This is a genomic window from Gemmobacter aquatilis, assembly GCF_900110025.1.
Classification (GTDB): Bacteria; Pseudomonadota; Alphaproteobacteria; order Rhodobacterales; family Rhodobacteraceae; genus Gemmobacter; species Gemmobacter aquatilis.
The window spans coordinates 645,049-664,588 of record NZ_FOCE01000001.1 but is presented as its reverse complement, the minus strand read 5'-3'; the positions used below and the strand labels follow the sequence as shown (position 1 = coordinate 664,588).

At 66.1% G+C, this 19,540-nt stretch carries 18 protein-coding genes; 8 read left to right on the top strand and 10 right to left on the bottom strand.

What is annotated here, in order from left to right; translation table 11 throughout:
• Positions 1-69 precede the first annotated feature (69 nt).
• From BMX43_RS03285 to BMX43_RS03270, 4 genes are read left to right on the top strand one after another with little or no spacing between them, the layout of a single operon-like run.
• Positions 70-1,404 carry a M16 family metallopeptidase gene (locus BMX43_RS03285; protein ID WP_175482004.1) on the top strand — a complete coding sequence of 445 codons (1,335 nt, stop codon included), beginning with the start codon at positions 70-72 and terminating at the stop codon, positions 1,402-1,404.
• Positions 1,401-2,702, top strand: a complete 1,302-nt coding sequence (locus BMX43_RS03280) for a M16 family metallopeptidase (protein WP_091296658.1) — start codon at positions 1,401-1,403, stop codon at positions 2,700-2,702. Before BMX43_RS03285 ends, BMX43_RS03280 begins: the two co-directional genes overlap by 4 nt.
• Positions 2,703-2,756: 54 nt before the next feature.
• Complete coding sequence (gene mutL / locus BMX43_RS03275) at positions 2,757-4,595, top strand: DNA mismatch repair endonuclease MutL (RefSeq protein ID WP_091296655.1); 1,839 nt, start codon at positions 2,757-2,759, stop codon at positions 4,593-4,595.
• On the top strand, positions 4,592-5,731 hold the full coding sequence (locus tag BMX43_RS03270) for a DNA recombination protein RmuC (RefSeq protein ID WP_091296652.1): 1,140 nt from the start codon (positions 4,592-4,594) through the stop codon (positions 5,729-5,731). Before mutL ends, BMX43_RS03270 begins: the two co-directional genes overlap by 4 nt.
• Before the next feature lie 225 nt (positions 5,732-5,956).
• Here the strand turns inward: BMX43_RS03270 and BMX43_RS03265 are convergent, their stop codons facing one another.
• From BMX43_RS03265 to BMX43_RS03250, 4 genes are read right to left on the bottom strand one after another with little or no spacing between them, the layout of a single operon-like run.
• Positions 5,957-6,979 (bottom strand): aspartate-semialdehyde dehydrogenase, encoded by a 1,023-nt coding sequence (locus tag BMX43_RS03265; RefSeq protein ID WP_091296650.1) that lies wholly within the window; start codon positions 6,977-6,979, stop codon positions 5,957-5,959.
• A gap of 37 nt (positions 6,980-7,016) precedes the next feature.
• Positions 7,017-8,174, bottom strand: coding sequence for a capsular polysaccharide export protein, LipB/KpsS family (locus tag BMX43_RS03260; RefSeq protein ID WP_091296646.1), 1,158 nt, complete (start codon positions 8,172-8,174; stop codon positions 7,017-7,019).
• 56 nt (positions 8,175-8,230) lie between these two features.
• Positions 8,231-9,403, bottom strand: coding sequence for an MFS transporter (locus BMX43_RS03255; RefSeq protein ID WP_091296642.1), 1,173 nt, complete (start codon positions 9,401-9,403; stop codon positions 8,231-8,233).
• Between the two features lie 3 nt (positions 9,404-9,406).
• Positions 9,407-10,642: an MFS transporter gene (locus tag BMX43_RS03250; RefSeq protein WP_091296638.1), complete on the bottom strand. Its 1,236-nt coding sequence runs from the start codon at positions 10,640-10,642 to the stop codon at positions 9,407-9,409.
• A gap of 210 nt (positions 10,643-10,852) precedes the next feature.
• Here BMX43_RS03250 and BMX43_RS03245 point away from each other — a divergent pair, with 210 nt between their 5' ends.
• Positions 10,853-12,460, top strand: a complete 1,608-nt coding sequence (locus tag BMX43_RS03245) for an alpha-amylase family glycosyl hydrolase (protein ID WP_091296635.1) — start codon at positions 10,853-10,855, stop codon at positions 12,458-12,460.
• A 58-nt stretch (positions 12,461-12,518) separates the two neighbouring features.
• Here BMX43_RS03245 and BMX43_RS03240 read toward each other — a convergent pair whose 3' ends face one another.
• The 3 genes from BMX43_RS03240 to BMX43_RS03230 are packed head-to-tail and all read right to left on the bottom strand — an operon-like array spanning position 12,519 to position 13,940.
• The gene (locus tag BMX43_RS03240; RefSeq protein WP_091296631.1) at positions 12,519-13,007 is read right to left on the bottom strand and encodes a GNAT family N-acetyltransferase; all 489 of its coding nucleotides are present in this window, start codon (positions 13,005-13,007) and stop codon (positions 12,519-12,521) included.
• A complete protein-coding gene (locus tag BMX43_RS03235) occupies positions 12,991-13,497 on the bottom strand; it encodes a GreA/GreB family elongation factor (protein ID WP_091296628.1) in 507 nt (168 codons plus the stop codon). Before BMX43_RS03235 ends, BMX43_RS03240 begins: the two co-directional genes overlap by 17 nt.
• Entirely contained in the window at positions 13,494-13,940 is a 447-nt protein-coding gene (locus BMX43_RS03230; protein ID WP_091297153.1) for an NUDIX domain-containing protein, read from the bottom strand. Before BMX43_RS03230 ends, BMX43_RS03235 begins: the two co-directional genes overlap by 4 nt.
• Before the next feature lie 70 nt (positions 13,941-14,010).
• Here BMX43_RS03230 and BMX43_RS03225 point away from each other — a divergent pair, with 70 nt between their 5' ends.
• Positions 14,011-14,736, top strand: a complete 726-nt coding sequence (locus tag BMX43_RS03225; RefSeq protein ID WP_091296624.1) for an alpha/beta fold hydrolase — start codon at positions 14,011-14,013, stop codon at positions 14,734-14,736.
• 169 nt (positions 14,737-14,905) lie between these two features.
• On the opposite strand, the gene trhO is transcribed toward BMX43_RS03225, so the two are convergent.
• A complete protein-coding gene (gene trhO / locus BMX43_RS03220; protein ID WP_091296621.1) occupies positions 14,906-15,808 on the bottom strand; it encodes an oxygen-dependent tRNA uridine(34) hydroxylase TrhO in 903 nt (300 codons plus the stop codon).
• A gap of 94 nt (positions 15,809-15,902) precedes the next feature.
• On the opposite strand from trhO, the gene pncA reads away from it, so the two are divergent.
• Positions 15,903-16,499, top strand: coding sequence for a bifunctional nicotinamidase/pyrazinamidase (gene pncA, locus BMX43_RS03215; protein ID WP_091297150.1), 597 nt, complete (start codon positions 15,903-15,905; stop codon positions 16,497-16,499).
• Between the two features lie 70 nt (positions 16,500-16,569).
• Positions 16,570-17,859 carry a nicotinate phosphoribosyltransferase gene (gene pncB, locus BMX43_RS03210; RefSeq protein WP_091296618.1) on the top strand — a complete coding sequence of 430 codons (1,290 nt, stop codon included), beginning with the start codon at positions 16,570-16,572 and terminating at the stop codon, positions 17,857-17,859.
• Here pncB and BMX43_RS03205 read toward each other — a convergent pair.
• Entirely contained in the window at positions 17,856-18,791 is a 936-nt protein-coding gene (locus BMX43_RS03205; protein WP_091296616.1) for a phosphotransferase enzyme family protein, read from the bottom strand. The genes pncB and BMX43_RS03205 overlap by 4 nt on opposite strands.
• On the bottom strand, positions 18,788-19,210 hold the full coding sequence (gene arfB, locus BMX43_RS03200; protein ID WP_091296614.1) for an alternative ribosome rescue aminoacyl-tRNA hydrolase ArfB: 423 nt from the start codon (positions 19,208-19,210) through the stop codon (positions 18,788-18,790). Before arfB ends, BMX43_RS03205 begins: the two co-directional genes overlap by 4 nt.
• Positions 19,211-19,540: the final 330 nt, after the last annotated feature.

Genomic DNA, 19,540 nt, shown 5'->3' with positions numbered 1-19,540 from the left:
CCGCGTCACCCCCGCTTGACCGCCGCGCCTCGAGGCGTAGGTGTTGGGCCACAGTGCGAGAGGGTGCAGATGCGCAAGATGTTCCGGGTGGCCGCGATGATCGCCGCCCTAGGCCCCACCACCGTCCTTGCCGGGACGGTTTCGGATTTCACGCTCGACAACGGGTTGCAGGTGGTGGTGATCGAAGATCACCGCACGCCGGTGGCGGTGCAGATGCTGTGGTACAAGGTCGGCGCGGCGGATGAACCTGCCGGCCATTCCGGCATAGCGCATTTCTTCGAACACCTGATGTTCAAGGCGACAGATCGTTTGAAGGCGGGCGAGTTTTCCGCCACCGTCGCAGCACAGGGCGGCAGCGACAATGCCTTTACCAGTTGGGATTACACCGCCTATTTTCAGCGGGTTGCCGCAGATCGCCTTGATCTGATGATGGGGATGGAGGCAGACCGGATGCGCCATCTGCAACTGACCGATGATGTGGTGGGCACCGAGCGCAATGTGATCCTTGAAGAACGCAGCCAGCGCACCGACAGCGATCCGGGCAGCCTGTTTCAGGAACAGATGCGCGCGGCGCAATACCTCAACCACCCCTACGGTGTGCCGGTGATCGGTTGGCGGCACGAAATCGCGGCGCTGGATCGTGCGGATGCCGAGGCGTTTTACAAGACCTATTACGCGCCCAACAATGCGGTGCTGGTCGTGGCGGGCGATGTGGCCCCCGATGACGTGCGCAAACTGGCGCAATCGCGCTATGGGCAAATTGCCCCCACCGAAAACCTGCCACCGCGCCTGCGCCCGCAGGAACCGCCGCAACTGGCCGAACGTCGCCTGACCATGCAGGATGAACGGGTGTCGGAACCCTATCTGATGCGCAGCTATCTGGCGCCCAACCGCCGCCCCGGCGACCAGAAAGAGGCGGCGGCGCTGACCTTTCTGGCCGAATTGCTGGGCGGGTCGGGCACAACCAGCCTGCTGGCGAAAAAGCTGCAATTCGAGGCGCCGGTCGCCGTGCAATCCTATGCCTATTACGATGGCACCGCGCTGGACAGCGGCAGTTTCGGCCTTGGCCTGATCCCGCTGCCGGGGGTGAAACCAGCGGATGCCGAGGCGGCGATGGACAAGGTGATTGCCGATTTCCTCGCCTCCGGCCCCGATATGGCGGCGTTTGAACGGATCCGCACGCAACTGCGCGCGTCCGAGGTCTATGCGCAGGATGATGTGGATGGCATCGCCCGCCGCTATGGCGCAGCCCTGACCACCGGGCTTTCGGTGCGCGATGTGCAGGATTGGCCGAAGGTGCTGCAAGAGGTGACACCCGAAGAGGTGATGGCCGCCGCGCGCAAGGTGCTGGATCGGCGCAATGCCGTGACCGGCTGGTTGCTGGCAGAGGGGGGCGCGCAATGATCTGGCGTCTGGTTGCATTGTTCGCGCTGATCGCCCTGCCGCTGCAGGCCGAGACGAATATTCAGGAAGTCACCTCGCCCGGCGGCATCAAGGCCTGGCTGGTCGAGGAACATGGCATCCCCTTCACCGCGCTGGAAATCCGCTTTCGCGGCGGCACATCTCTGGATGCCGAGGGCAAGCGCGGTGCGGTGAACCTGATGACCGCGCTGATCGAAGAAGGTGCGGCAGAGATGAACGCGCAGAAATTCGCGGAAAGCCGCGATGCGCTGGCGGCCGAGTTTCGCTTCAACGCCTCGGTCGATTCCGTATCGGTTTCGGCGCGGATGCTGACCGAAAACCGCGCACGGGCGGCCGAGCTGCTGCGGCTGGCGATCAACCACCCGCGCTTTGATGCCGATGCGGTGGAACGGGTGCGCGGGCAGGTGCTGACCAATATCCGCGCGGGCGAGAAAGATCCGGGCACGATTGCGGGCGATGTGTTCTCGCATATGGCCTTTGGCGATCATCCCTATGGCAGTTCGGGCGATGGCACGCAGGCCAGCGTGGCTGCGCTGACCCGGGATGACATCCTTGCCGCCCATCGTGGTGCCATGGCGCGCGACCGGCTGTATGTGGCGGCGGTGGGCGACATCACGCCCGAGGAACTGGGCGCGCTGCTGGATCATCTGCTGGGCGAATTGCCCGCCACCGGCGCCCCGCTGCCCGGCCCGGCCAAGGTCGGCCTGACCGGCGGTGTGATGGTGCAACCGTTCCCGACACCACAGGCCGTGGTGATGTTTGGCCATGACGGCATCCCCCGCGACGATCCCGATTATTTCGCCGCTTTCGTGCTGAACGAAATCGTCGGTGGCGACCGTTTCACCGCCCGCCTGATGATCGAGTTGCGCGAAAAGCGCGGCCTCACCTATGGCGTCGGCAGCTATCTGGCCGATTACGATCAGGCCGATCTGGTGCTGGGCGAATTCGCCACCGACAACCGCACCGCCGGGCAGGCGGTGGAGGTGCTGCGGCAGGAATGGGCGCGCGCCGCCCAAGGCGTGACCGAGGCCGAACTTTCCGCCGCCAAGACCTACCTCACCGGCGCCTATCCGCTCCGCTTCGATGGCAATGGCACCATCGCCAATATCCTCGTGGGGATGCAGATGAGCGGCTATGACAAGGACTATCCCAAAACCCGCAATGCCCGGATCGAGGCGGTGACGCTGGCCGATGTGGCGCGGGTGGCCAAGCGGATCTACCGCCCCGATGACCTGCGCATCGTCGTGGTGGGCCAACCCGAAGGGCTGCCGGCTCCGTGACCTGCGCCGCTATTCCTGTGGCCGAATCTGCCGCCTCATGCTAGCTCTGGGGGTATGAAACTCGATACCCCCCAGATAGCGCGGCCTGTCATCCGGCAGTTGGACGAAGCGGCGATCAACCGCATCGCTGCGGGCGAGGTGGTGGAACGTCCGGCCTCTGCCGTGAAGGAACTGGTGGAAAACGCGCTGGATGCCGGGGCGCGGCGGATCACCGTCGATTACGCCGATGGCGGCAAGACGCTGATCCGGGTGACGGATGACGGCTGCGGCATGACCGCCGAAGACCTGCCGCTGGCGCTATCACGCCATGCCACATCGAAGATCGACGGGTCCGATCTGCTGAACATCCGCAGCTTCGGCTTTCGCGGCGAGGCGCTCCCCTCGCTGGGCGCGGTGGGCCGCCTGACGCTGACCTCGCGCGCCGAAGGCCATGACGGCGTGAGCCTGAGCGTTGAAGGCGGCCGCATGGGCGCCCCGCGCCCCGCCGCGCTGTCCCGTGGCACGGTGGTGGAACTGCGCGACCTGTTCTTCGCCACCCCGGCCCGGCTGAAATTCATGCGCTCTGATCGGTCGGAAATGGGCGCGATTGCCGATGTGGTGAAACGTCTGGCGCTGGCGGAACCGCATGTCGGATTCATCCTGCGCGATGTGTCGGGCGGGGGCGAGGGGCGCGTGGTCTTCCGCGCCGACCCGGAGAATGGCGACTTCTTCGATGCGCTGCATGGCCGCCTGTCGCGCGTCCTTGGCGCCGATTTCACCGACAACGCCCTGCGCATTGATCTGGAGCGGGAGGGGCTGCACCTCGTGGGCTATGCCGCGCTGCCCACCTATTCGCGCGGATCGTCCGCCGCGCAGTTCCTGTTCGTGAATGGCCGCCCGGTGCTGGACAAGATGCTGTTCGGTGCCCTGCGCGCCGCCTATATGGATGTGCTCAGCCGGGATCGGCACCCAGCGGCGGTGCTGAACCTGATCTGCGATCCCGAACGGGTGGATGTGAACGTGCATCCCGCGAAATCCGAGGTGCGGTTCCGCGAACCGGCGCTGGCGCGGGGGCTGATCGTGTCGGGCCTGCGTCTGGCATTGGGCGGGGCGGGGCATCGGGCCTCTTCGACCGTGGCGGATGAAACGCTGGCGGCCTTTCAGCCCGAACCGCAACAAGCGTCCGGCTTTCCCCGCGTCTATCAGATGGATCGGCCCAGCCAGCCCAGCCTGATGCGCGCCTATACCGCGCAAGCGCCCGAAGGCTTCGGCTTTGCCGAAGCGCCTTCCGCCCGGGTAGAGGCGGTGGCCGCCCCGGAACCCGATCTGACCGAACGGCCCTTGGGCGCCGCCCGCGCGCAGGTGCATGAAAACTATATCATCGCCCAGACCACGCGCGGCATGGTCATCGTCGATCAGCACGCCGCACACGAGCGGTTGGTCTATGAGCGGCTGAAGGCGCAGGCGGCCGACAAGGGCATCGCGGCGCAGGCGCTGCTGATCCCCGAAATCGTCGATCTGTCAGAGGCCGACGCTGCCCGCCTGCTGGATATTGCACCCGATCTGGCGGCGCTTGGCCTTGTGGTCGAACCCTTCGGCGGCGGTGCGGTGGCGGTGCGCGAGGTGCCCGCGATCTTGGGTCGTGTGGATGCCAGCGCCCTGATCCGCGACATCGTGGATGATCTGGCCGATCTCGGCTCATCAGAGCGACTCAAAGGCCGCATCGACGCCGTGCTCAGCCGCATGGCCTGCCACGGCTCCATCCGCTCGGGCCGCCAGATGCGCGCCGACGAGATGAACGCCCTGCTGCGCGAGATGGAGGCGACGCCGCTGTCGGGCCAGTGCAACCATGGCCGCCCGACCTATGTGGAACTCAAGCTGGCCGATATTGAACGGCTGTTCGGACGCAGATGAACGGGCTGGCCAATATCGACCTCAATGATCCCCTTGTGCTGATCATCGGCGGGGCAGGGGCGCTGTTCCTGCTGCTGATGGGGCTGCTGCTGCGCGCGGTGGCGCGGTCTTCCAGCACGGCGGGGCCTCTGTTGCAGGAACTGGGCTGGCTGGGCCAGCGGGTGCAGGCGCTGGCCGAGGGGCAGGAACGGCTGGCAGGCGGGCTGCACCACGTTTCCGAAACGCAGGCCGTCAGCCAAAGCGCCATGCTGCGCGTGATGGAACAGCGTCTGGCCGAGGTGCAGCGCCAGATGGGCGAAAGCCTGCACGGGTCATCCACCCGCACGGCGCGCAGCTTGGGCGAGTTGCAGCAAAGGCTGGAAACCATCGACAAGGCGCAGGCCAATATCGAAAAACTGTCGGGCAATGTGCTGAGCCTGCAAGACATCCTGTCCAATAAACAGACCCGCGGCGCCTTTGGCGAAATTCAGCTGCATGACATCGTGCTGAAGGCGCTGCCGTCTGACAGCTATACGATGCAGGCCACGCTTTCCAACGGCAAGCGGGCCGATTGCCTGATCCACCTGCCCAACCCGCCCGGCCCCATCGTGATCGACAGCAAGTTCCCGCTGGAGGCCTATGAGGCGCTGCGCCGCGCCCAGACCCCGATCGAGACCGAGGCCGCATCCCGCCTGCTGCGCACCTCGGTCCGCGCCCATATTCGGGCGATTTCCGAGAAATACATTCTGGAAGGCGAAACGGCGGATGGCGCGCTGATGTTCCTGCCCTCGGAAGCCGTCTATGCCGAGTTGCACGCCAATTACCCCGAACTGATCCGCGACGGCTTTGCCGCCCGCGTCTGGATTGTCTCGCCCACCACCTGCATGGCGACGCTGAACACCATGCGCGCCGTGCTGAAAGACGCGCGGATGCGCGAACAGGCGGGGGCGATCCGCAAGGAACTGGCCGAGCTTTACAAGGACGTGCAGCGGCTCGGCGACCGCGTGGGCAACTTGGACCGCCATTTCGGGCAGGCCGCCAAGGATCTGGAGGAGATCAAGATTTCTTCCGAAAAAGCCGGTCGCCGCGCCCGCCGCTTGGACAACTTTGATTTCGAGGAACTCGCCCCGGAAACCCCGGCTTTGATCGGCGAGTAAGTTTCCTCAGGGGGGCGAAGTCCGGTGGGGGCAGACAGCCCCCCGGCGACAGTTCCGCCTGGCCCGCCGTCAAAAGGCGCGCCTGCGGCGCAAGTCTTTGTCTCGGCGACCGGGCAGGGCCCGGATCGCCTCGGGTAGCCTCCGGCGGGGATATTTTCAAACAGGAAATGCGCATGAAAAAGCCCCGCACGCGGGCGGGGCTTTCTGGCGTGATCCAGGTGGGGATCAGCCTTTTTTCAGGCAGCGCTTGCCCAGAACTTCGGCGATCTGCACCGCGTTCAGCGCCGCGCCCTTGCGCAGGTTGTCGGACACGCACCACAGCGACAGGCCGTTTTCAACCGTGCTGTCCTGACGGATGCGGCTGATATAGGTGGCGTAATCGCCCACACATTCGACCGGGGTGATGTAGCCACCGGCCTCGCGCTTGTCGATCACCATGATGCCGGGCGCCTCGCGCAGGATGTCTTGCGCTTCCTGCCAGTCGATCGGGTCTTCAAACTCGATATTGATCGCCTCGGAATGGCCGACGAACACCGGCACGCGCACGCAGGTCGCAGTGAGCTTGATGTTCTTGTCGAGGATCTTCTTGGTTTCCGCGACCATCTTCCACTCTTCCTTGGTGGAACCGTCATCGAGGAACACGTCGATATGCGGAATCACGTTGAAGGCGATCTGTTTCGGATAGACCTTCGGCGCCACTTCCTGACCGGGGACATACATGCCCTTGGTCTGGTTCCACAGCTCGTCGATTGCTTCCTTGCCGGTGCCGGACACCGACTGGTAGGTGGCGACGACAACGCGCTTGATGCGGGCGCGATCATGCAGCGGCTTCAGCGCCACGACCATCTGCGCGGTGGAGCAGTTGGGGTTGGCGATGATCATCTTCTTCTTGTAGCCGTCCACGGCCTCGGCGTTCACTTCCGGCACGACCAGCGGAACGTCGGGGTCGTAGCGGTAGAGCGACGAGTTGTCGATCACCACGCAGCCCTGCGAGGCGGCCTTGGGGGCATAGATCTTCGTCGCGTCGGAGCCGACGGCGAAGAAGGCGATGTCCCAGCCGGTGAAATCGAAATCGGCGAGGTCTTTGGTCTTGAGAGTCTTGTCCCCGAAGCTGACTTCGGTGCCGAGAGAATTGCGCGAAGCCAGCGCAGTGATCTCGTCCACCGGGAACTCGCGCTCGGCGAGGATGTTCAGCATTTCGCGGCCCACGTTGCCCGTGGCACCAACGACGACGACTTTATAGCCCATCGGGGACCCTCCATAGCGTCAAAAGTGACGCTGCCCCTTACCGCAACGGGGGGCGGGGGGGAAGGGGTTCTGCACGCGCGCGGGCCTGCGCACGCGCTTGTGCGAGCTTTGCGGCGAATGCGTCACGGTCATACTGCGCGGGCTGGCCTTCGGGGGCGGTGAAGGCGGGGTAATAGGCGGTGCCGAGCCAATGCAGGAAGGCGGCGCGCAGGTCTGCGTCGAATCCTTGTCGGTCGGGCGTCGTGAACAGAGCGTTCAAGCTGGGCTGGTTGGGCGCGTGGTTCGCCAGCCCCGGCAGGGTGAAGAAGGCGCGGCCGAGCGTGATGACGGGCTTGTCATGGAAGAAGCTTTGCAGCCCCATCGACGAGTTCAGCGTCACCACCCCGCGCGAGGCGGCGATCTGGGCAAAGCTGTCGGTGCCATTGTCCAGCACGGCGCGCCCGGTGGCAAGCAGGGGGGCCAACGCGGCGGTCAGCGGGATCTTGGCCGAGGGATGCTCTTTCAGCCGCAGGTGCCAGCCTGCGGGCAGATGGGCGGCGGCCTGTGCCAGCGCCGCCAGAAACCCGTCCATGCCGCCACACCAGCCCGCGAACAGCGTGACCTGACTGTCATCGGGCACTTGCAGCGGGCAGAACAGGAAGGGCGTATCGGGCAATGCGCCGCCCGCTTGCCCGACATCGGCGCGGCGCGAGGCGCGGGCGGTCAGGCCCGCGCCGATGGCGCGCCAAGAGGTGGTGTCATGGGTGATGGCCCATTGGCGATAGAAATCAGGGCCTTGCGGCACTGATCCCTCGGCGTTCACCCCCGCAGGGTCCAGCGTGATGCGACCGGGCAGGGGGGCAAGTTCGGCATAAAGCGTGGGCGCCCCGGCATCGCGCGCCCCTTGCAGGAAACACATGCGCGAGCCGGTGAGGCCGTTCCACGCCAGCGCGATCTGGTCGGGGTGCTTGGTGAAATGGCGCCGGGCCCAGTTGTATTGGCCGCGCAGCAGTTGCCGTTTCAGCCAGCGCGCGACGGGGCCTTTCGGCTGGCGCTTGGCGCGGGCCAGCGCTTCGGCCACGCGGGCGGCGGTTTCCGGGAAATCGTGGAAGTTCAGCGGGATGGCGGTCAGGCGGCGCGAGGCGCCCTCAACCTCGGCCAGCGCTTTGAACACGGCTTCCTTGCGGGCATTGTATTCGGCGGGGAAGACGATCATCGCGGGCCTGTCTGTTGCTGGCGCCAAAGTAGGCCCGCGCCGGGCAAAGGGAAAGCTCAGTCGGTGCGGTCTTTGGCGAAGAGGTAGATCAGGCAGCCGAACAGCAGCGTTGCGCCGAAGAACAGGAACAGCGCGGCATAGGGGGCCGACGGGGGGAGGGGGGCGATGGCGGCATGCAAACGCCCGGTGAGCAGTTGCACCAGCCCGACAGAGCCGATGCCGAACAGGTTGAGCAGCGTCACCCCCCGGCCCACCAGATGCGGGGGAAAGAAGGCGCGGCCATGGGCGATGACCATACCGAAGCTGGACCCGAAGAACCCCATCGCCGACAGCAGGGCCAGGGTGAACCAGCCGCCCGCCTCGGGGCGCAGCCACAGCGCCAGCAGGCTGAGCGCGCAGATCAGGTTTCCGGTGAAGATCACCCGTTTGCGGGTGCGAAACAGCCGGTCCAGCGGGCCATAGGCGAAGTTTCCGGCCACCATCGCCAGACCCATCACCAGCGTCGCGCGGCCCACCGTTTCGGTATTCGCCGCGAAAACATCGGCATAATAGGGGCCGATCCACAGCCCGCGCAGCGCCCCGGCAGGCAGGTAACAGACTGCCATCATTGCCAGAATCGGCCATAGGGCACGGAGTTTCAGCAAATCCAGCACCGAGCCTTCGGCATGGCCCTCTGCGCGTTCCGGGTCGCGCACGGCCAGGGCGATCAGGGCCGCGACCAGCAGGGTCAGCGCGGCGGTGGCGCCCAGCGTGCCGCGCCAGCCGAACGCCTCGATCGCGCGGGCAAGGGGCAGGCTGCCTGCGATATTGCCAAGGCTGCCGATGCCGATCGTGGCGGTGGCGAGGGTGGCAAAGACGGCGGGGCGGTAGAGGCGGGCGAAGATGTAGTAGCTGGACATCAGCACCGGGGCGCAGCCGATGCCGATCAGGCCCATCGCCAAGGTGACGGCCAGCGGTCCCTGTGCGGTGGCAAAGACAAGGGCGCCGCCGCCGCCGCCCAGTGCCAGCAGAACGGCGCTGGTGCGGCGCGGGCCGATGCGATCCAGCGCCCAGCCGACGGGAAGCTGCATGGCGGCGAAGGTCAGGAACCACAGGCCCGAGGCCAGCGCCAGATCTTCGGCGCTGGCGCCAAGTTCGGCTTTCAGGGTCGGGGCCAGAACTGCCAGAAAGGCGCGGTAGAACTGGCTCAGCACATAGGCTGTGACAAGGCTGGCGATGCCGAGGCGCATGGGTCAGGCCGCCTGCGCGGCCCAGGGCCGTTCGCGGATGGGCAGGTGGACGAGGGCCGAGAAGGCGCCGACGCCGACGCCGATCCACCAGACCAGCGTGTAATTGCCTGTAATGTCATACATTTTCCCACCCAGCCAGACGCCGAGGAAGCCGCCGATCTGGTGGCTGAGGAACACGAAGCCGTAGAGCGTGCCCATGTAGCGCAGCCCGTAGATATGCGCGACAAGGCCCGAGGTCAGCGGCACGGTGGCCAGCCACAGCGCGCCCATCGAGATCGAGAACAACAGCACGGTGGTCGGCGTCATCGGCAGCAGGATGAAGGCGGCGGCAATCACGGTGCGGGCGGTGTAAATACCTGCCAACAAATACTTTTTCGTGAACTTCTTGCCCAGCATCCCCGCCGTGATCGTGCCGACGATATTGGCGAGGCCGATCACCGAGATTGCCACCGCCCCCAGTGCCGAGGTGCTGGAAATGCCCAGGGCGGCGAGCGGGCCGTTGGGATCAATCGGGCCGCACATCTCGGTCACGAAGGCGGGAAAGTGGGCGGTGATGAAGGCCAACTGATAGCCGCAGGAGAAAAAACCAAGGAAAATCATGATGAAAGACGGATCGACGAAGGCGCGTTTCAGCACGCTGCCCAAGCTTTCTTCCAGCTCGGCCCGGCTGGCAAGTTCGGGCGAGCGCAGGAAGGGCAGGGCCAGCAGCGTGGCAAGGATGATGCCCGCGAAGATCAGAAAGACGCCCTGCCATGGGAAGCTTTGCAGCAGAATTTCGGCCAAGGGGGCGCCGACCACCTGACCGGCAGAGCCTGCGGCGGTGGCGATGCCAAGGGTGAGCGAGCGGTGTTCGGGGGCGGCAGCCCGGCCCACCACGGCCAGAACCACACCGAAGCCGGTGCCCGCGATACCGAAACCGACAAGGATTTCAAGAAGTTGCATCTGCCCCGGCGTGACGGCGAAAGACGACAGCACCAGCCCCAGCGCATACAGCAGGGCGCCGGCGATGATCGCCTTGCGATCCCCGAACCGTTCCGCCACGGCGCCGAACAGCGGCTGGCCGATGCCCCAGGCAAGGTTCTGGATGGCGATGGCCAGCGAAAATTCGGCCCGCGGCCAGCCAAATTCATTGGCGATGGGCAATTGGAACACGCCGAAACTGGCCCGCAGGGCGAAGTTCAGCAGCAGGATCACACAGCCCGCGATGAGGACGGGGGTGAAGATATTGGCTTTGGTCATGGCGCGCTCCGATCAGGGGCGGAGGGTGAGGCGGCGGCGGCGCAGGGTCAATGTGATTTTTGTGATGCACACAATCGGGGTTTGGAATGGTGAAAAAAGGGGGGGTGACATCGGTACACCGGGCGTACACCCCCGGTACACCCGCCGTCGGGCGCTTGCGGGCCGGGGCCGGGGGGCGCTACGTTAGCGCGAACGGTGCAGGAGACAGGCATGAGCGAGTGGTGGCGCGGCGCGGTGGTCTATCAGATCTACCCGCGATCCTTTCAGGATAGCGATGGCGACGGGATCGGTGATCTGGCGGGGATCACCCATCGGCTGGACCATGTGGCGCGGCTGGGGGTCGATGCGATCTGGCTGTCGCCGGTGTTTCGCAGCCCGATGGCCGACATGGGCTATGACGTGTCGGACTATTGCGACATCGACCCGCTGTTCGGCACGCTGGAGGATTTTGACGCGCTGGTGGACCGCGCCCATGATCTGGGCCTGAAGGTGATCGTGGATCAGGTGATCAGCCATTCCAGCGACCAGCATCCGTTCTTTGCCGAAAGCCGACGGTCGCGCGACAATGCCAAGGCGGACTGGTATGTCTGGGCCGATGCGAAACCCGATGGCAGCCCGCCCAACAACTGGATTTCGGTCTTTGGTGGTTCTGCCTGGGAATGGGATACGCAGCGGCGGCAGTATTACCTGCACAACTTCCTGCCCTCGCAGCCGGATTTCAACTTTCATAACCCCGAGGTGCAGGACTGGGCGCTTTCCGTGCTGCGCTTCTGGCTGGAGCGGGGGGTGGACGGGTTCCGGCTGGATACGGTGAACTATTACTTCCACGATGCCAAGCTGCGCGACAACGGGCCGGAGCCGAGCGTGGAAAACACCCCGGCGGTCAATCCCTATGACATGCAGGACCACGAATATTCCAAGACGCGGCCCGAGAATCTGGCGTTTCTGGCGCGGATGCGGGCGGTGCTGGACGGTTATGACGGGCGGACCATGGTGGGCGAGGTAGGCGACAACCCGCGCCGGGCGCTGAAGATCATGGAGGATTACACCAGCGACGGGCGGCTGCACATGGCCTACAGCTTTGACATGCTGGGGCCGAAATTCTCGCCCGCGCATTTCCGGTCGCGCGTGGAAGGGTTCTTTGACGCGGCGCCGAATGGCTGGCCGATGTGGGCCTTTTCCAACCATGACGTGATCCGCCATGTGACGCGCTGGGAAGACTTTGGCACGCCAGAACAGGTGGCCAAGCTGGCGGCGGCGCTGCTGCTGAGCTTTGAGGGCTCGATCTGTCTGTATCAGGGCGAGGAACTGGGGCAGAGCGAGACGGAGATCGAGTATGACGAGCTGACCGACCCGCCCGGCTTCCGCTTCTGGCCGGATTACAAGGGGCGCGATGGCTGCCGCACACCGATGGTGTGGGACGGGTCGCGCCATGGCGGGTTCAGCGCGGTGAAGCCCTGGCTGCCGGTGAAGGCGCCGCAACTGGCGCGCAACGTGATGGGGCAGGACGGGGTGGACGGATCGGTGCTGGAAACCTATCGCAGCCTGCTGGGGTGGCGGAAGGGATCGGCGTTGCAGGCGGGGCGGAGCGTGTTCTTCGATCTGGCGGCGCCGGTGCTGGGCTTCCGGCGCGATGCGGCGGGCGGATCGGTGCTGTGCCTGTTCAACCTGTCGGATGTGGCGGTGGATGTGCCGGTGACGGGGCTTGCGGCGCTGGACGGGCCATCGGAAGGGGCGGTGCTGGCGGGCGGCGTGGTGCGGCTTGCGCCCTGTGGCTGGGTCTGGACGCGCTGCGCGGCGGGCCTGCGCGCGGGCTGAGAGGGGGGACCACGGCCTGCGGCCTCCCCCCGTGGGTATTTTTACAAAGAAGAAGGGATCAGAGCGGTTTGGCCATCCGGTGGACGGTGTGGTGCCGGGTGCCATAGGGGCGATCAGGGAACACCTGTTCGGGCAGGAAGCCTTCCCGCTGCCAGAAGGCGCGGCCTTTGGGATTGGCCTCCAGCGCGGCGATCAGCAGGCGGGTGGCGCCGCGCGCCCGGGCGGCGGTTTCGACCGCGCGCAGCAGGCGGGCGCCATGGCCTGCGCCGCGGGCGGCAGGGGCAAAGATCATCAGGCCGATATAGGCATCCTGCGGCCCGGGATAGCCGAAGGCCACATCCACCTTGCCCAGCAGGGTGGCGCCGTCGAACAGGCCGAGGCGCAGACTGGTGGCCGGGTCGATGCCAGGCGGGGCATCGGTGAAGAAGGCGTCGGCCTGCGAGTCATCGACCGGCAGGCCGGTTTCCAGCGCGACGTAATCGGCGGCGGCGCGGAACAGCGCCGCGACGGCGGCGCGGTCTTGTTGCGGGTCAAGGCTGCGGATCATCGGGAGGCTCGATCTTGAGGATTTCCAGCTCCAGCGGCCCGGTGGGGCGGCGCCAGGTGACGGTATCGCCGGGTTCGGCGCCCATGAGCGCGCGGGCGAGCGGCGAATGGGGGGCGATGCGGCCAAGGGGGGCATCGGCCTCATCCTCGCCGGTGATTTCATAGGTGGCGGTCTGGCCGCTGCCCTCCGCCACGGTGACGCGCAGGCCGAAGGCGACGGCGGTCAGCGGCTGGCGCGCCGGGTCGATCACCTGGGCCGAGCGCAACCGCGCCTCCAGATAGCGGATGTCGCGTTCGGCGGCGGCCTCGGGCAGTTTGTCGAGCCGGTCGGGGCGGGCGCGCAGGGTGGCGAGGCGGGATTGCGTATCGCGCAGGCGGGTCTGCAGCGCGGCCAGACCGCGCGGGGTGACATAGTTCGGATGGTCGGGGATCGGCAGGTCGGGCAGGGGGGCCAGATCATTGCCGTCTTCCTTGACGAAGGCGCGGCTCATCGGACGATCGGCTCCAGCGGGTCATAGAGGATGCCTTCGCCCCAGGCGGCGGCGGCCAGACTGTCGGGTTTGAAGCGGATGGCGGCGAGACCGGCGCGCGAGAAGAAGCGGCGCTCGGTCACGATACCTTCGGGGTCGCGCCAGTTGGACGAAATCTGGCCTGCGGTGATGGTGCAGCGGAAATAGATGTCCACCTGATGGAAGCTGCCATGGGGATCGTGAAATTCGTTCACCAGCGCCGGGGCGCCCACGGTGACGGTGAGGCCGGTTTCCTCGTACACCTCGCGGGCGAGGTTGGCGGGCAGCGAGGCGCCGCGTTCGACGCCGCCACCGGGCGCGCACCACAGATCCGAGACGGTGGTGCGGAAGGCGTTGACGAGCAACAGGCGGTTGTCCTGCAGGATCAGGGCGCGGGCGGCAAGGCGGGGGCTGGGCTTCGACATGGGCCGAGGCTGGCCGATGGCGGGCGGTTTGTCCATGGTCATGGCGGGGCGAGGGGCCTAGATTGCGGGGATGCTGCGTCTGGTTCTGATCCTTTGCCTGTGGGCCGCTCCGGTTTGGGCCGATTGCGTGGTGCTGCTGCATGGGCTGGCGCGCAGCGAGGCCTCGCTGCTGGCGATGGAAAAGGCGCTGCAGGCGCAGGGATTTGACGTGGTGAACGAGGGCTACCCCTCGACCGCCGCGCCGATCCGCGATCTGGCGCCGCTTGTGGGCGAGGCGGTGGCACGCTGCGGGCCGGGGCCGGTGCATGTCGTGACCCATTCGATGGGCGGGATTCTGGCGCGGGTCTGGCTGGCCGATCACAAACCGGCGCAGATGGGGCGGGTGGTGATGCTGGCGCCGCCCAATGGCGGGTCAGAGATCGTCGATGCCTTCGGGCATCTGGGCGCCTTCGAATGGATCAACGGCCCTGCCGGGATGGAACTGGGCACCGGCGCGGGATCGGTGCCGCTGGCGCTGGCCCTGCCGGATTACGAATTGGGGGTGATCGCGGGCACACGCTCGCTGAACCCGGTCTATTCGGCGCTCATCGACGGGCAGGATGACGGCAAGGTCTCGGTCGCCTCGACCCGGGTGGCGGGGATGCGGGCGCATCTGGTGCTGCCGGTGACGCATACTTTCATGATGCTGAACCCCGAGGTGATCGCGCAGACCGTGCTGTTTCTGCGGCAGGGGCGGTTTGACCCGGTGATGGGCCTGGCGCGGGCGGTGGAGATCACGCTGGGCGCTGCCCCCTGACACGGCGCGCATCGCCCCCTTATTTTCTGTTCAAAAATATCCTGGGGTGAATTGGCCGCAGGCCAAGAGGGGCAAAGCCCCTGCCTTTGCGACGCCAATGCCGCCCAGCCACGGCGGGGCCAAGGCGCCCCCTCCCCCTTCAGGGGGGAGGGCCGGGGTGGGGGTGGTGTCAGGCGCCGAGGTGGCGGGTGCCGCGCTGTTCGGCCAGTCGCATCTGGTGCATCCGCTCGCGGAACCGGGCGCGGTCGGCCTCGGTATATTCGCCGGTGCAATGCGGGCATTGCACGCCTTCTTCATAGGCTTCGTGCTGCTTGTCGGTGGCGGACAGCGGGCGGCGGCAAGCGTGGCAGGTGTCGTAATCGCCGGGCACAAGGCCGTGGCCGACGCTGACGCGCTGATCGAAGACATAGCACTGGCCGTGCCACAGGCTTTGATCCTCGGGCACGTCTTCCAGATATTGCAGGATGCCGCCCTTGAGGTGAAAGACCTCGGGCACGCCCTGCTGCAGCAGGAAATTCGTCGATTTCTCGCAGCGGATGCCGCCGGTGCAGAACATGGCGATGCGCTTGTTGTGAAACCGCTCCTTGTTCGCGGCCCACCAGGCGGGAAAATCGCGGAAGCTGCGGGTTTCGGGATCCACGGCGCCCCGAAAGGTGCCGATGGCGACCTCGTAATCGTTGCGGGTGTCGATCACCGCCACGTCGGGTTGGGTGATCAACTCGTTCCAGTCGGCAGGGGCGACGTAATGGCCGACAGAGGCGCGCGGGTCGATGTCGGGCTGGCCCATGGTGACGATTTCCCGCTTCAGCCGCACTTTCATGCGGCCAAACGGCATGGTGTCGGACCAGCTTTCCTTATGCGCCAACGCGGCGCAACCGGGCAGGGCGCGGATATGCGCCAGCATGGCGTCGATCCCGGCGCGGGGGCCGGCGATGGTGCCGTTGATCCCCTCGGTCGCCAACAGCAGCGAGCCTTTGACGCCCTGCGCCTCGGCCAGCGTTTGCAGGGGCGCGCGCAGGGCGGCGGGGTCGGGGAAGCGGGTGAAGTGATAGAGCGCGGTGATGGTGAACATGGCCCCATCTGGCGCGGGCGGGCGCGAAATGCAAGCGCGGCATTGACGCATCGGGCGGGGCTGCGTAGCCATGGGGAAACCGCAGGAGGCTGGCATGACCGAAGCGCTGATCGTGATCGACGTGCAGAACGATTTCTGCCCCGGTGGCGCGCTGGCGGTGGCCGGGGGCGATGCGATCCTGGCGGAGGTCAACGCGCTGCTGGGCAGCTTTGAGGTGAAGGTGCTGACGCAGGACTGGCACCCGGCGGATCATGCGAGCTTTGCCGCCAATCATCCGGGCGCGGCGCCGTTTTCGATGGTGGAGATGCCTTACGGGCCGCAGGTCTTGTGGCCCACCCATTGCGTGCAGGGCACGGCGGGGGCGGCGTTTCATCCGGGGCTGCAGGTCGATGCGGCGGATCTGGTGATCCGCAAGGGGTTTCGGGCGCAGATCGACAGCTATTCGGCGTTTTTCGAGAATGACCGCAGCACCCCCACCGGGCTGGATGGCTATCTGCGCGACCGGGGCGTGGGGGCGGTGACGCTGGTCGGGCTGGCCACCGATTTCTGCGTCGCCTATTCGGCGCTGGATGCCGCGCGGCTGGGCTATGCGGTGACGGTGCAGATGAGCGCCTGCCGGGCGATTGATCTGGACGGATCGCTGGCCGCCGCCTGTGCGCAGATGCGCGCGGCGGGGGTGGTTCTGACGTGATTTGCCGAATCGGGTTTTGACCTTGCCGCCCGATCTGCCCTAGACAGGGGCGGAGCAGGGAGGCGCGGGCATGGTTGATATTGCGACACGGGTGCATAACCACAATTGGAAGATTGACCCGATTGTCCGGTCTCTGATCGACACAGATTTCTACAAGCTGTTGATGTGTCAGTCTATTTTCCGCAACAGCCCGGATACGACGGTGGTGTTCAGCCTGATCAACCGATCAAAATCGGTGCGGCTGGGCGAGTTGATCGACGAGGGCGAGCTGCGCGAACAGCTGGATCATGTGCGCGGCTTGAGCCTGTCGCGCGGCGAAAGCACCTGGTTGCGGGGCAACACGTTCTACGGCAAGCGCCAGATGTTCCGCCCGGATTTCATGGAATGGTTCGAGGGGATGCGCCTGCCGCCCTATCATCTGGAAAAGATCGACGGGCAATATGAGCTGACCTTCGAGGGCAAATGGCCCGAGGTGATGCTGTGGGAGATCCCGGCGCTGGCGGTGCTGATGGAGTTGCGCAGCCGTGCGGTGCTGAAGGATATGGGCAAGTTCGAGCTGCAGGTGCTCTATGCCCGCGCCATGGCCCGGCTGTGGGAAAAGGTGGAGCGGTTGCGCGGGATCGAGGGGCTGAAGCTGGCCGATTTCGGCACGCGGCGGCGCCATTCCTTCCTGTGGCAGGATTGGGCGGTGCAGGCGTTGCAGGAAGGGTTGCCAGAGGCCTTCATCGGCACGTCGAATTGCAAGATCGCCATGAAGCGCGACATCGAGGCGATCGGCACCAATGCGCATGAATTGCCGATGGTCTATGCCGCTCTGGCCGATAGCGATGCCGCACTGGCGCAGGCGCCCTACAAGGTGCTGGCCGACTGGCACGAGGAACATGACGGCAATCTGCGCATCATCCTGCCCGATACCTATGGCACCGAAGGCTTCCTGCGCAACGCGCCGGACTGGCTGAGCACATGGACCGGCATCCGCATCGACAGCGGCGATCCGGCGGTGGGGGCGGAAAATGCGATCCGCTGGTGGAACGAGCGGGGGGAAGACCCGAGACAGAAGCTGGTGATCTTTTCCGACGGGCTGGATGTGGACAAGATCGAGGAATTGCACCGCCAGTTCACCGGCCGGGTGAAGGTGTCTTTCGGTTGGGGCACGCTGCTGACCAATGATTTCAACGGGCTGGCGGGCGACCGGCTGGCGCCGTTCTCGCTGGTCTGCAAGGCGGTGTCGGCCGATGGGCGGCCGACGGTGAAACTTTCGGACAATCCCAACAAGGCGATGGGGCCGGCGGACGAGATCGCGCGTTACAAGCGGATTTTCGGGGTGGGCGATCAGGTGGCGCGCGAGGTGGTGGTTTAACGACCGCCTGCCAAAACGTGATCGGCCCACATCACGGCGCGGGCGATGTGGCTGCGGTGCACCGGGTCTTCGGGCGGCAGGCGCGGGGCGGCCCAGCCGACCGAGGCCAACACCCGGGCCAGCGTGAACACCGGCACCATGGCGGGATCGAGCGGGCGCAGGCTGGCGTAGCCGTCGATCAGCGCCTCTTGCAGCGCGGGGCGCTGCGGTTCGTAAAGGTCTTGGGACAGCACGGTGCCGAGGTCGTAGAGGCGGAAGCCGATGCCGCTGTCATCAAAATCAATCAGCGACAGGTGGTCGGAGACGAGGATGTTTTCGCGCAGCACATCGGCATGGATCGGGGCGAGGGGGGCGGTGCGGGCGTGATCGGTCAGCCGGTCGCGCAGGAAGGCGCGGGCGCGGCGCAGGGTGGCGGCGGCATCGGGCGAAAGCTGCGGATGTTCCCAGAAGCGGCCCCAGAACGGAGTTTCGCCCACCAGCCCGTCAATGTCCCAGCGCGGGCGGGTGAAGCTGGCGGGCAGGGTCAGGCTGTCAGTGGCGGTGTGGATTTCCGCCAGCAGGCGCCCCAGCGCGCGGTGGCGGGCCTGTTGCGCGGCAGGGGGGCCGGGCAGGGGCACGCCCGCCTCGCCGAAGGGTTCGCCCGCGATCCAGCCGATGGCCGAGGCGTGGCGGCGGGTGGAAAGCTGCGGCAGGGTTTCGCCGCTGGTGGTGGTGATCGGCGCGGGCACCGGCAGGCCGCGTTCGGCCAGCGCGGCACAGAGCCAGAGTTCCGAGCGGATGGCATCGGCGCCCTGATAGCCCATGCGGTGCAGGCGCAGCGCGGCGCGGCGCCCATCGGGCAGGCGCATGGCATAGACGGCATTTTCGCGGTTGCGCAATTCGCGCAGATCGGTGCCGCCCCAATGGCGGGCGGCTTCCTCGGCCTCGGTCATTCTTCGCCCTCGATCTTGCCGCGCAGCGATTTCACCTCGCCCCGGATGGATTTGGCGGCGAGGCGGCGGCGCTGGCTGCCCAGCGTCGGCTTGGTGGCGATACGGCGCTTGGGCGCGACGAGGGCCTGGCGGATCAATTCCACCAGACGTTCCTGCGCCAGTTCGCGGTTGCGGGCCTGACTGCGGGTTTCTTCGGCGCGGATGACGATGGCGCCCTCGGTCGTCCAGCGGCGCCCGGCGAGGCGTTTCAGGCGGGCTTTGACGGCGGGGGTCAGATGCGGCGAACGGTCCGCCTCGAATCGCAGTTCGACGGCGGTTTCCACCTTGTTGACGTTCTGGCCGCCGGGGCCGGACGAGCGCGAGAAATTCTCGCTCAGTTCCCAGTCGGCGATGAAGACGGAGTCGGTGATGCGCAGCATGGGGACAGGGTAACGGGTTTTGCGGCGGGGGGAAGAGGGGCGGGCGGGAATTGTCGTCTGATCTGGTCGTTTATAAACTGTTTACATTTTAAGCGACGGATCCGGACATTTTAAGGTTGAGTGAAAACGAGAAAGGGTCGCCGGTGTGCGGCGACCCTTTCCGAGTTCCAAGGAGATGGGCCAGTTAGGTTTCAAGCCCAATCAGTGGTTGGATTCCAAGGGGTTGCCCCTAGATATCGTGCCCCCCGACTGTCCCGACACCTCTCTCCAATATCACTCTAGACACTGGATCACCTCCTTTCAATGTGTTGCCGATAAGGGAAAGGTGAC